12 protein-coding genes are annotated in these 12,813 nt (G+C 60.4%); 8 read left to right on the top strand and 4 right to left on the bottom strand.

Going from position 1 to position 12,813, the window contains the following annotated elements; translation table 11 throughout:
• Positions 1-7 precede the first annotated feature (7 nt).
• From Q0899_RS09440 to Q0899_RS09405, 8 genes are all read left to right on the top strand, one after another.
• Complete coding sequence (locus tag Q0899_RS09440) at positions 8-883, top strand: dioxygenase (protein WP_298299321.1); 876 nt, start codon at positions 8-10, stop codon at positions 881-883.
• Positions 884-907: 24 nt separating this feature from the next.
• The gene (locus Q0899_RS09435) at positions 908-2,119 is read left to right on the top strand and encodes a 2-isopropylmalate synthase (protein ID WP_299192444.1); all 1,212 of its coding nucleotides are present in this window, start codon (positions 908-910) and stop codon (positions 2,117-2,119) included.
• Between the two features lie 14 nt (positions 2,120-2,133).
• Positions 2,134-2,859, top strand: coding sequence for a GntR family transcriptional regulator (locus Q0899_RS09430; protein WP_299192435.1), 726 nt, complete (start codon positions 2,134-2,136; stop codon positions 2,857-2,859).
• 261 nt (positions 2,860-3,120) lie between these two features.
• Positions 3,121-3,723 carry an amino acid synthesis family protein gene (locus tag Q0899_RS09425; protein ID WP_298355662.1) on the top strand — a complete coding sequence of 201 codons (603 nt, stop codon included), beginning with the start codon at positions 3,121-3,123 and terminating at the stop codon, positions 3,721-3,723.
• Complete coding sequence (locus tag Q0899_RS09420; RefSeq protein ID WP_299192420.1) at positions 3,695-4,501, top strand: alpha/beta hydrolase; 807 nt, start codon at positions 3,695-3,697, stop codon at positions 4,499-4,501. Before Q0899_RS09425 ends, Q0899_RS09420 begins: the two co-directional genes overlap by 29 nt.
• On the top strand, positions 4,498-5,415 hold the full coding sequence (locus Q0899_RS09415; protein ID WP_299192416.1) for a flavin reductase family protein: 918 nt from the start codon (positions 4,498-4,500) through the stop codon (positions 5,413-5,415). Before Q0899_RS09420 ends, Q0899_RS09415 begins: the two co-directional genes overlap by 4 nt.
• A gap of 3 nt (positions 5,416-5,418) precedes the next feature.
• Positions 5,419-6,456, top strand: a complete 1,038-nt coding sequence (locus Q0899_RS09410) for an LLM class flavin-dependent oxidoreductase (protein WP_299192408.1) — start codon at positions 5,419-5,421, stop codon at positions 6,454-6,456.
• 10 nt (positions 6,457-6,466) lie between these two features.
• Complete coding sequence (locus Q0899_RS09405) at positions 6,467-7,933, top strand: aldehyde dehydrogenase (protein WP_299192406.1); 1,467 nt, start codon at positions 6,467-6,469, stop codon at positions 7,931-7,933.
• A gap of 495 nt (positions 7,934-8,428) precedes the next feature.
• On the opposite strand, the gene glyA is transcribed toward Q0899_RS09405, so the two are convergent.
• Genes glyA through Q0899_RS09385 form a run of 4 tightly spaced genes read right to left on the bottom strand, consistent with a single transcriptional unit; the run spans position 8,429 to position 12,807 of the window.
• Complete coding sequence (glyA, locus tag Q0899_RS09400; RefSeq protein ID WP_299192404.1) at positions 8,429-9,724, bottom strand: serine hydroxymethyltransferase; 1,296 nt, start codon at positions 9,722-9,724, stop codon at positions 8,429-8,431.
• A 28-nt stretch (positions 9,725-9,752) separates the two neighbouring features.
• On the bottom strand, positions 9,753-10,724 hold the full coding sequence (locus Q0899_RS09395; protein ID WP_299192402.1) for a D-glycerate dehydrogenase: 972 nt from the start codon (positions 10,722-10,724) through the stop codon (positions 9,753-9,755).
• Complete coding sequence (gene sucD / locus Q0899_RS09390; protein WP_298355681.1) at positions 10,724-11,611, bottom strand: succinate--CoA ligase subunit alpha; 888 nt, start codon at positions 11,609-11,611, stop codon at positions 10,724-10,726. Before sucD ends, Q0899_RS09395 begins: the two co-directional genes overlap by 1 nt.
• Positions 11,608-12,807 carry a malate--CoA ligase subunit beta gene (locus Q0899_RS09385; protein ID WP_299192400.1) on the bottom strand — a complete coding sequence of 400 codons (1,200 nt, stop codon included), beginning with the start codon at positions 12,805-12,807 and terminating at the stop codon, positions 11,608-11,610. Before Q0899_RS09385 ends, sucD begins: the two co-directional genes overlap by 4 nt.
• Between the last annotated feature and the right edge of the window lie 6 nt (positions 12,808-12,813).

Below are 12,813 nucleotides of genomic sequence, written 5' to 3'. Positions count from 1 at the left end.
CCTGCAGATGAAAAACGTCTCTATGGACACGATCACCCAGGCCTTTCTGGATTATTGCGGAGAGGAGACTGACCCAAGGACGCTGTTTCTTCTGACCAAAATGGTCGAACACGCTCACGCCTTTGCCAAAGAGACGCAACTCACCCATGAGGAGTGGATGCGAGGTTTGAAGTTCCTGTTTGATGCCGGTCAGATTTCAGACAACGAACGCAACGAATTTGTCCTGCTGTCAGATGTTACGGGCATGTCGTCACTGGTTGATATGATCGGGTCCCAACATGACGGCACCTCGTCGAGTGTCTTGGGGCCCTTTCACTCCGTAGGCGCACCAGAGCTGCCGGTCGGCGGGGACCTGAAGCAGGACAACGAAGGCGCAACGGTGGTGGTTGAAGGCGTGGTTCGTGGGGTCGATGGTGCGCTCGTAGAGGGTGCGAAGATCGAGCTTTGGCAAACCGCCGAAAACGGTCTCTACTATAGTCAGGACGCCAAGCAAGAAGACTTCAATCTGTGCTGTTCCATGGTGACCGGGACAGATGGTCGCTACGCCGTCACCACGGTCAAACCTGCCCCCTACAAGGTGCCCGACGATGGCCCCGTGGGCGAGCTGTTCCGCGCAACTGGGCGCACACCCTGGCGTCCGTCCCATCTTCATTTCATCGTGCAGGCTGACGGCTACCGCTCTTTGGTCACAGAGGTCTTTGCCAATGGTGATCCCTATCTCGACCGCGACGCGGTATTCGGTGTGCGAGAAGACTTGATCATGGACTACGTCCGACACGATGATCTTGATGCGCTGCCCGATGGCTTGGCTATCGAGCAGAACGCTACAATCCCCTGGTACAAGGTCGACTTCGACTTTGTGCTGGCTCCTGAAAATAGTTAACAGCTGATTCTGAAAGGAAAAGATATGCGCGAGACACATCTTGAAGACGGCAAGTGGTGGGTCAGCCCCTACAATTTCGAAGCCGACGTGCGGGGCGAATTGAACCTGCCTGAAAAGGTCGAGATCCACGACGCCACCCTGCGCGACGGGGAGCAGACCCCCGGGGTTGTGTTTTCAGTCGATGACAAGATCGAGATCGCGACGAAGCTTGACGAATTGGGCGTTGACCGGATTGAGGCAGGGATGCCCGCGGTTTCTCAGCAAGATCAGGAGGCCATCACCCAGATCTCAAATCTCGGACTGGATGCGAAGATTTTCACCTTCGCCCGTGCGATGATGAAAGATATCGATATGGCTCTGGAATGCGGCGCCGATGGCGTCGTGATCGAGGTGCCTATCGGGTATCCAAAGCTGACGACGCAGTTTGGCTGGACGTGGAGAGAGGTGGCCGAGAAATCCGCCCCCGTCATCAACTATGCCCGCGAGAACGGCTTGCACGCGCTCTTTTTCCCTTACGACACGACGCGGGCGCGGCGCGAAGATCTGACCAACCTGTGCGATTACGTGATGGAACATTCTCCGCCAGACTCCATTGGTATCGTCGATACCATGGGATGTGCGACGCCTGAGGCGATCAAGCATATGGTCCGGTGGGTGAACGGCATGACGGGTTTGCCGGTCGAAATTCACACCCACAATGATTTTGGCATGGGCGTCGCGACCGAGCTGGCGGCCGTTACTGCGGGCGCTGTCTGTGTCCATAGCTGTGCCAATGGTTTGGGCGAGCGCACCGGAAACGCCGCATTGGAAGAGCTGATGATGGGTCTGCATCTTCTTTACGGCTATGACACCAACTACAAACTCGACAAGATCCCTGAGCTCGCAACGATGATCTCCGAGAAATCGAACATCGCGATTGCCCGAAACAAGCCCGTTCTCGGGCATGGCAACTTTATCCGCGAGTCCGGCATCGGCATCAACTATGTGATGAACGACCCACTTGTGATGTTCGCCACCCATCCGGCGCTTACCGGAAAGATCGGCGAGGTCGTTTTGGGAAAGAAATCAGGTAAGGCGTCCATTATCTATAAGATGGGCGAAATGGGGCTTGGAGAGTTGGATGATGACAAGATCGCAGCGATCCTTGACGAGGTGAAGGCGACCGGGATCGCAAAGCGCGACGTGTTGTCCGATGAAGAGTTCGTCAACATCGTCACGTCGGTCAAGGCTGCCTGATCTGGAAAACGCGCATGTATCTTGGCAGTGACTCAAATAATCCTCCGTCGGAGAATTCGGCGACCCGCGTCGCCTACAATCGGCTGCGGCGGATGATTGTTACGGGCGATCTGGCACCGGGGACACGGCTCAAGATCGAGAGCCTGCGAGAAGCTTTGGGGGTGGGGGCCTCACCAATTCGCGAAGCTCTAAGCCTCCTGACCTCGGACCAGCTTGTCGTGCGTCTTGATCAGCGCGGGTTTCGGACGGCGGACACGAGCCTGGAAAACTTCGAAGAAATTCTCGAACTGCGATGCACGCTGGAAGCGAAGGCGTTGCGCCAAAGCATGGAAAAGGCCACGGAGAGTTATTCAGAAGCGCTTATCGTGGCCCATCACAGGATGACGCGGGCCGAAGACCAGGGTCGCGAAGTGTTTGAGCAGAGGCACAAAGAATTCCATCTCGCCCTGATTGGCAATTGCGGGTCCCCGCTGTTGTTGAGGTTCTGCGACCAGCTTTATGATCTGAATATACGCTACCGCTACATTGCGGGCGCCTCTTCGGACTACGATGGCCGCAATGTTTCAGAAGAACACCAAAGTATTCTGCAGGCCACTTTAGGCGGGGATATCAAAGGCGCGCGCACGCAATTGATCGACCACTACAGATCGACCGGGGCCTTTTTGTCCAAACGCATCGCCAATGCAACGGGCTCCCGTGCGGCGCCGAAGCAAGTCTTTCCGGACGACGAACAGGTTTGACAACGCCCGCTCTGCGCCACGCCTGTACCTCCCTCTAGGGTCAATTGCGATTACGTCTGACGTTAAGTTTGGAGACGCGCTGTCACACTGCGCTGTTGCCGCGCTGGTCCAATGCAATCGCCCCGACGGTACTATTCGGTCCATGGGTTTTTGCGCCTCCTGGAACGCACGCATGGCCCGGCGGAGTTCCCAACATGATGATTGACATTTTGTATGATGGTATACCATATATGTGAGTGAAAACGACCGAAGGATTTGCCTGTGCCTGCCGAGATCAGGAAGACGCTATTGCATGTTGAGAACACCCTGATCGAGGGGGGGAAGGCGGCCCAAACGCCGCTCACATTGATTGCCGCACTGGCTGTCATCACGAACCCATGGGCAGGTCAGGGGTTTGTGGAAGATCTTTCCCCCGCAATTCGCGACTGCGCCCCAGGGCTGGGCGCGCTGCTTACCGAAATGGTGCTGGACGCCGCTGGTGGGGGGGACAAGGTCGAGGGGTATGGCAAAGCCGCAATCGTCGGTCTCGGCGGTGAGGTGGAGCATGCCTCCGCCCTGATCCACACGCTGCATTTCGGGAACCACTACCGCAACGCCGTTGGCGCGAAGTCGTACCTGTCGTTTTGCAATACGCGCGGCCCGGCGAATGCGCCTCTTCTGATCCCTTTGATGGATAAACATGATGCTGGTCGGCGGTCGCATTACCTGACGGTGCAGACCTCGGTCGCAGATGCGCCGGCCGCTGATGAAATCCTGATAGCGCTAGGGGCGTCGATCGGGGGGCGTCCTCATCATCGGATAGGGGACCGCTATCAGGATCTTGAGGAGCTGGGCCATGACGCTGACAACCCTGCTGCTGTCTGACACCAACCGAAAGGTAAGCTGCCGGACCCAAGGCGCGGGCGAGCCGCTGGTGTTGATCCATGGCGTCGGAATGCAGTCTGCGGCCTGGGGGCCGCAACTTGCATATTTTGCGCCTCGTTACCGAGTGATCGCTCTGGATATGCCCGGCCATGGGAGGAGCGACCCGTTGCCGCCGGCCAGCCAACTTCCCCAATACGTGGACTGGTGTCGGGCGGCGATTGACGCGTTGGGCGTCGGGGCGGCAAACTTGGCAGGGCATTCCATGGGGGCGTTGATTGCTGGCGGCATGGCGGTCCGCCATCCGCACCTGGTGCGTCGGGTTGCCTTGCTCAACGGGGTTTTTCGGCGCGATGACGTCGCGAAGGCCGCGGTTCAAGCGCGGGCCGCAGAGATACGAAATGGCGACATTGATCTCGACACGCCGCTGGCCAGATGGTTCGGCGCGCACCACACGGATGCCCGAATGCAGGTCGCGGCGTGGCTGGGGGCGGTCGATGCGACCGGCTATGCCACGGCCTACGCCGCCTTTGCGAACGGTGATGCGGCCTATTCCGATTGCTTTTCAAAGATCGCTTGCCCGTTTCTGGCGATGACCGGCGATGACGATCCCAATTCAACCCCCGCTATGAGCCGGGCCATGGGCGCAGCCGTGCAAGACGGTCGCGCGGTCGCCATCAAGGGGCACCGGCATATGATAAACTTGACCGCCGCAGATGAGGTGAACGAGCATCTTTTGCATTGGTTGAGGACCCCGGTCAAAACGGAGGAGACGCAATGACGCCAATGGACGCTCGGGCGCTGCGCAGCGCATTTGGCACCTTCATGACTGGCGTGACGGTCGTGACGGCCGATGACGCCAATGGCGATCCGTTGGGGTTTACCGCCAATTCCTTTACGTCCGTGTCCATCGACCCGCCATTGGTATTGGTGTGCTTGTCAAATTCATCGCGGAACTTTGAAGCCTTGGTGACGGCGTCGGGGTTCGCCGTGAATATCCTGTCTGAGGCGCAGGCCGATATCTCCAACACATTTGCACGACCCGTCGAAGATCGCTTCGCGTCGGTTGCGTGGGGCAGGGGGCCGAGGGGGGCGCCAATCCTGGAAGGCGTGTCGGCCTGGTTTGATTGTTCAATGCACAAAACAGTCGAAGCGGGTGATCATGTGATCCTCATCGGTGAGGTCGCGGCATTCGGGCATACCGCGACGCCGGGGCTAGGTTACGCGCGCGGCGCCTATGTGACGCCCAGCACAGCAGCCGATGCGCTTGAGCAATCCACAAACCTCGTCGTTTCAACGCTCATTGCGCGGGATAATGACGTTTTGTTGGTGGATGACGGGCAAGGGGGGCTGGCGCTGCCGGAAGTGCTGGTAGATGGCGACGGCGTATCGGCCGCGGTGACAAAGTTGATCGCGTCCACGGGTTTGCAGGCGGAGCCGGGCTTTGTCTATTCGGTCTTTGAGGACGTGCGCCACAAACGCCAACATATCTCGTTCTTTTGCCAAACCGGCGAGGGCAGCCCCGCGCGGGGCGTTTTTGTGCCGCTTGTAAAAGGCGCTTTGGACGATGTCGCGAACCCTGCGATACTCACGATGCTGGAACGGTTTGCCGCAGAAACGAAGCTTGGCAACTACGGGATTTACTACGGCAATCAATCCAGCGGCGAAGTCCGCCCGATGACACAAGGGAGATAACACATGCGCTTTTCACTATTTGCCCATATGGAGCGTGTGTCGCCTGAACAGGATCAGAAGCGGTTGTATCAGGAGTTCATTGCGCTCGCGAAAATCGCGGATGATGGCGGTATGCATGCCGTATGGACCGGCGAGCACCATGGAATGGACTTTACCATTTCCCCAAACCCGTTCCTGAACCTCGTGGATCTGGCCCGGCAAACCTCGAACGTCCGGCTCGGCACGGGTACGATTATTGCGCCCTTCTGGCACCCCATTCGGTTGGCCGGCGAGGCCGCCATGACCGACATGATCGTTGACGGTCGTTTGGAACTGGGCATCGCACGCGGTGCCTATAGTTATGAATATGAACGGATGGTGCCGGGGATGGATGCCTGGGATGCCGGCCAACGTATGCGCGAGCTGGTCCCGGCAATGCGGCGTTTGTGGAAAGGGGACCATGCCCAGGAGGGAACGTACCACTCCTTTCCGAACTCCTCGTCTTCACCCAAGCCGGTGCAAACGGGCGGGCCCCCGATCTGGATTGCGGCGCGCGATCCAAACAGCCACGAATTCGCAATCGCGCAGGGCTGCCACGTTCAGGTGACGCCGCTATGGCAAGGCGATGACGAGATCATCAAGCTGATGGACACATTCAAGGCGTCTTGCGCAAAACTGCCGGACATCCCACGGCCGCAGATCATGTTGTTGAACCACACATACATCGCAGAAGACGCCGCCGATGCGCGGCAGGCGGCGGACGAGATCAATCGATTTTATTGCTATTTCGGCGCATGGTTCAAAAACGAACGTCCCGTGTCGCAAGGCCTGATCCAGCCGCTGACGGAGGAAGATATCGCAAACCACCCGTTTTACTCAGCCGATGCGATGATGCGTGATAAGGTCATAGCAACCCCCGCCGCCGCGGTCGACCGGATCAGGACCTATGAAAAGTTGGGTTACGACGAATATGCCTTCTGGATTGACAGCGGGATGAGCTTTGAACGCAAGAAGGCATCATTGGAACGGTTCATCAACCACGTCATGCCAGCCTTCGACTAAGGGACCAGCAATGGAAAAGTTTCAGCAATATATTGGCGGCGTGTTTTCAGATGGGTCCGCCGCATTTGAAAGCCGCGACCCGGCGACCGGGCGTGTCTGGGCGATGATGCCGGAGGCGCGCAGTCAGGACGTAAATGCCGCGGTAGACGCAGCCGCTGCGGCCTTCGCCTCTGAGGAATGGGGCGGCACAACGGCATCCGGGCGAGGCAAGCTGTTGCTGAGGTTGGCCGACCTGATCGCTGAACATGCGGGGAGGCTGGCGGAGCTTGAAACCCGCGACACCGGAAAAATTATCCGCGAAACATCCGCGCAAGTAGCCTATGTCGCCGAGTACTATCGCTATTACGCCGGGCTGGCCGACAAGATTGAGGGGGCCCATCTCCCGATTGACAAGCCGGATATGGAAGTATGGTTGCGGCGCGAACCGGTGGGCGTGGTGGCCGCAATCGTGCCCTGGAATTCGCAGCTGTTTCTTGCCGCGGTCAAGGTCGGCCCGGCCCTGGCGGCGGGGTGCACAGTCGTGCTCAAGGCGTCCGAGGACGGGCCCGCGCCGTTGCTGGAATTTGCGCGCATCTTTGATCAGGCCGGCTTTCCGAAAGGTGTTTTGAACGTCATAACCGGGTTCGGGCAGGACTGCGGCGCGGTGCTGACAAGCCATCCAGGCGTGGACCATATTGCCTTCACGGGCGGGCCTGAAACGGCCCGGCATATCGTGAGAAACTCGGCTGAAAATCTGGCCTCGACATCGCTTGAGCTTGGCGGAAAATCACCGTTCATCGTTTTTGACGACGCCGATATCGAGAGCGCTGTAAATGCGCAGGTCTCCGGCATCTTTGCTGCGACCGGCCAAAGCTGCGTTGCCGGGTCCCGCTTGATTGTTTCGAACAAAATCAAGGACGTGTTTCTCGCACGCCTCAAGGAGAAGGCGGAGGCCGCAATCATCGGCGCGCCGGATGACATGGCAACGGAAATCGGGCCTCTCTGCACCAAAGGTCAGCTAGAAGTTGCGACTGATCTGGTCGCCGCGTCCAAGACGGCAGGGGCCGGGATTGTCACCGGTGGCAGTCCGCTGGATCGCGAAGGGACCTATTTCCCGCCGACAATCATTGATTGTTCAGACGCGCCGGATGCGCCTTGCCTGACCACGGAATTCTTCGGCCCCGTTCTGTCAGTCCTGAGTTTTGACACCGAGGCTGAGGCGCTCGAGATCGCCAACGACACTGCGTTCGGGCTCGCCGCGGGGGTGTTCACCAAGGACCTTACACGGGCGCACCGGATGGTCCGCGACCTTCGGGCGGGCATTGTTTGGGTGAACACATATCGCGCCGTCAGCCCGATTGCCCCCTTCGGCGGCTCCGGGCTAAGCGGCCATGGTCGCGAAGGCGGGTTGCAGGCTGCGCTTGATTACACGAAGACAAAGGCCGTTTGGCTGCGCACCAGCGATGACCCCATTCCTGACCCGTTCGTGATGCGCTAACCCGGTGTGCTCTGGCACACTTTCCCGCGTAGAGACGATTTATTCCGACATGGTTGGCAAGACGGTGCGCCGGGCACGTGACGCTGAGGATTGATCGCGGGCGAGTGGAAAACTTTTGGAAAAAGTTTTTGCCAAGAATTTTCGATCGAAAATTCTTACACCAGCGCCCGCGGAAGCTGTTGTGCTGCGCGGTTGGGGCGGTGTCTCGCTTCTGTTGGTTTTAGAGAGGTGGCGCCACCTTGATTGGCATCATGGGTGCGGTTCCCGCCTGCCTTTTGGGGCAGACCGGCCTTGCGTGTCTCCGGAGGATGCAAGGCAGCCCGAGGTCGAACTGCCGCAATCCCTCTTTGCCTTTGCGCGACGGTTGATGGCCGTCGCTGGATCCGGGAACGGGTATAGCGCCGGGGATTTAGCGGGCGGTTAACCATGCGACCGGTGCGCCTGTGAGGGGCGCAACGGGATTGAGTATTTGAGCCAAAACGAAGCTTGTTTGGCCTAGAGCTCGGCGTAGATGGGGAATTTGGTGCATAGGGCGAGGACCTCGGCCTTGACCTTGGCCTCGACATCCGCGTTGCCCTCTTCACCGTTGGCGGCCAGCCCGTTCATCACCTCGACGATCCAGTCGGCGATCTGGCGGAACTCCGGTTCCGAGAAGCCGCGGGTGGTGCCCGCCGGCGAGCCCAGGCGCAGGCCGGAGGTGATCATCGGTTTTTCCGTGTCGAACGGGATGCCGTTCTTGTTGCAGGTGATGTGGGCGCGGCCCAGCGCGGTCTCGGCGGCGTTGCCTTTGACGCCTTTGGGGCGCAGATCGACCAGCATGACATGGGTGTCGGTGCCGCCGGTGACGATGTCGAGCCCGCCGCGGGTCAGCTGGTCGGCCATGGCTTGCGCGTTCTTGATCACTTGGCGTTGGTAGTCCTTGAAGCCCGGCTCAAGCGCCTCGCCAAAGGCCACGGCCTTGGCGGCGATGACATGCATCAAGGGCCCGCCCTGGATGCCGGGGAAGATGGCGGAGTTGAACTTCTTGGCCATCGCCTCGTCATTGGTGAGGATCATGCCGCCGCGCGGCCCGCGCAGGGTTTTGTGGGTGGTGGTCGTGGCCACGTGCACATGCGGGAAGGGCGAGGGGTAGACGCCCGCCGCGATCAGCCCCGCAAAATGCGCGACGTCGGCCAGAAGATAGGCGCCGACTTTGTCGGCAATGGCGCGGAAGCGGGCGAAATCCAGCTGGCGCGGGATGGCGGAGCCGCCGGCGATGATCATCTGCGGTTTGTGCTCCAGCGCCAGGGCTTCGAGCTGGTCATAGTCCACATCCAGCGTGTCTTCGCGCACGCCGTATTGCACCGCCTTGAACCATTTGCCGGACTGGTTGGGCTTGGCCCCGTGGGTCAGGTGGCCGCCCGCGTCGAGGGACATGCCGAGGATGGTGTCGCCGGGCTGCAGCAGCGCCTGGAACACGCCCTGGTTGGCCTGGCTGCCGGAGTTCGGCTGCACGTTGGCGAAGCCGCAATCAAACAGCTGCTTGGCGCGGTCGATGGCGAGGTTCTCGGCCACATCAACGTATTGGCAGCCGCCATAGTAGCGCCGGCCCGGGTAGCCTTCGGCGTATTTGTTGGTCATCACGCTGCCCTGGGCCTGCATCACTGCCTTGGAGACGATGTTCTCCGACGCAATCAGCTCGATCTCGTCGCGCTGACGCCCAAGCTCGGATGTGATCGAGGCGAAAAGGGCGGGGTCGCTATTTTCCAAAGAACGAGTAAAGAAGCCGTCCTCACGGTAGGTCGCATTCAAGTTCTGTCTCCCAATAGGCAAGTGAAGCTCACGCCACGCGGTCGCGCGGGGCTGAGCCTGCAAAAAAGTCGTTCAGGTTGTCGAGCACGCGGAAGCCCATGGCTTCGCGGGCCTCGCGGGTGGCGCTTCCCAGATGGGGCAACATAACGAGGTTGTCGCATTGGGCCAGCATCGGGTGCAGGCGCGGCTCCCCGTCGAAGACGTCCAGCGCGGCACCGCCGATTGTGTTGAACATCAGCGCCTGTGCCAGCGCGGTTTCGTTGATCACCTCGCCCCGGGCAGTGTTGATGAGGAAGGCGTCTTCCTTCATGAGATCCAGCCGCGCGGAGTTGATCATGTTGCGGTTTTCCGCGCCGCCCGGGCAATGCAGCGAGACGAAATCGCAAAGCGGCAGCAGCTCTTCCAAGGTCGCGATCTGGCGGGCGTTGTAGCGGGCCAGGATGGCGGGATCGACGGGCGAGCGGTTATAGACGAGGATGTGCATGCCGAACCCGTGATGCGCGCGGCGGGCCATTTCCTGACCGATGCGGCCAAAGCCCACGATGCCCAGCACCTTGCCGGACACCTTGGTGCCCATCAGATGGGTGGGGCGCCAGCCGGTCCACTGCCCTGACCGCAATTCGCGTTCGCCGTCGCCTGCGCGGCGGGCAACCATCAGCATCAAGGTCATCGCCAGATCCGCGGTGCATTCGGACAGAACGTCCGGCGTGTTGGTGATGGCGATGCCGCGCCTTGCGGCGGCGCCGACGTCGATATGGGTGAAACCGACGCCATAATTGGCGAGGATTTTGGTGCGCGCCTTTGGCACGTCCAACGCCTCCGCGCTGATCTTGTCTGTGACGGTTGGCAGGACGGCGTCGTATTTGGCGATCGCCTCCTTGAAGTCCGCAGAGGAGAGCGGGCGGTCGCTGCGGTTCAGCGCGACATTATAGTGCTCGGCCAGTTTCTGTTCGACCACGGAGGGCCAGCGGCGGGTGACGAGAACGCTCGGTTTGGCCACTATGCGGCCTCCATCACTTGGGCGATTGTGGCGCCGATCACTGCGGGGTTTTCCGCGACGGTCACGCCGGCGGCGGAGAGGATTTCGACCTTTTCCGATGCGCTTTCCCCGAAGGCGGAGATGATCGCGCCCGCATGGCCCATGGTGCGGCCCTTGGGAGCGGTGAGCCCCGCGACATAGGCGACAACCGGTTTGGTGACATGATCGCGAATGTATTCGGCGGCTTCGGCCTCTTGCGGGCCGCCGATCTCGCCGATCAATGCGATGACATGGGTGTCCTCGTCCTGCTCGAACCGTTCAAGGATGTCGCGGAAGCTGGAGCCGTTGATGGGGTCGCCGCCGATACCCACGGAGGTCGACACGCCGATGCCGCGTTCTTTCAGCTGCGCCGCCGCCTCATAGCCCAGCGTGCCGGAACGGCCGACGATGCCGACATGGCCCGGCATGTAGATATGGCCGGGCATGATGCCCAACATGGCTTTGCCGGGGCTGATCGTGCCTGCGCAGTTGGGACCCGTCAGCACCATGCGGCGGTCCTTGGGGTAGCGATACATGTAGCGTTTGACGCGGATCATGTCTTGGGCCGGGATGCCGTCGGTGATGCAAACGCAATAGCGAATCCCCGCGTCAGCCGCTTCCATGATGCCATCTGCGGCGAAGGGGGGCGGCACGAAGACCAGCGAGGCCTCCGCCCCGGTTTCGCGCACAGCCTCTTCCACCGTGTCGAAGACCGGCACGCCTTCGACCGTTTCGCCGCCCTTGCCGGGGACCACGCCGCCGACCACTTTGGTGCCGTAGTCCAACATGTCCTTGGTGTGGAACCGGGCCATTTTGCCGGTGATGCCCTGGACGATAACCTTTGTGTCGCGATCAAGTAGAATGCTCATGAGACAGCCCTCATTTTAGTGCCTTGAGAGAGGTCGTTTCGCCAAGCCCCCACTGCTCTTTCGGCTGCCTCGTTCAAGGTGGCCGCGCGGATGATGGGGAGACCGCATTGCGCCAGAATTTTCTGGCCTGCTTCGACATTGGTGCCTGCGAGACGGACGATCACGGGGACGTCCACCTGCACTTCTTTGAGCGCTTGCACGACGCCTTCGGCCACCCAGTCGCAGCGGTTGATGCCTGCGAAGATGTTCACAAGGATGGCCTGCACGTTCTTGTCCGACAGAACCAAGCGGAAGGCTTTTGCCACGCGTTCGGGCGTGGCCCCGCCGCCGATGTCGAGGAAATTGGCAGGCTCACCGCCCGCCAGCTTGATGGTGTCCATCGTGGCCATGGCCAGACCCGCACCGTTGACGATGCAGCCGATATTGCCGTCGAGCCCGACATAGCTGAGACCACGATCCGCCGCGCGGCTTTCGCGGGGGTCCTCTTGGGATTTGTCGCGCAGTTCGCTGATCTGCGGATGGCGGAACAGCGCGTTGTCGTCAAAGGTCATCTTGGCATCGAGCGCGATGACGCGGCTGTCAGACGTGATGACCAACGGGTTAATCTCGACCATCGTCGCGTCAAGTTCGGTGAAGGCGCGGTAGCAACCTTGCAGGGTGCGGACCATTTGCTGGGTCAGGCTGGGGTCGATGCCCAATTTGAACGCGATCTGGCGGCATTGGAATTCGCGAAGGCCCACAGCAGGTTCCACCGTGGCGCGCACGATGCTGTCGGGCTTTTCGGCGGAGATGTCTTCGATTTCCATCCCGCCCTCGGCGCTCGCCACGATCATGACGCGCTGGGAGGTGCGGTCGAGCACGAAGCCGAGGTAGATTTCGCGGTCGATGGGCACGGCGGCCTCAACATAGACGCGGTAGATGCCTTTGCCCTCGGGGCCGGTTTGATGCGTGACCATCTTCTGGCCAAACATGCCTTCGGTTGCTTCCTGAATTTCCACGTCGCTGTCGCAGACCTTCACGCCGCCGGCTTTGCCACGGCCACCGGCATGGATCTGCGCCTTGACCACCCAACGTTCACCGCCCAATTCGCGGGCGCGATAGGTGGCTTGCTCCGGGCTGTAGGCCAAAGCGCCGTCCGGCACGACCACCCCAAAATTGGCGAGCACTTCCTTGGCTTGGTATTCGTGGATGTCCATGTCTGC

The sequence above is a fragment of the uncultured Litoreibacter sp. genome, assembly GCF_947501785.1.
Taxonomy (GTDB): Bacteria; Pseudomonadota; Alphaproteobacteria; order Rhodobacterales; family Rhodobacteraceae; genus Litoreibacter.
This window is presented reverse-complemented; position numbering and strand designations above follow the sequence as displayed.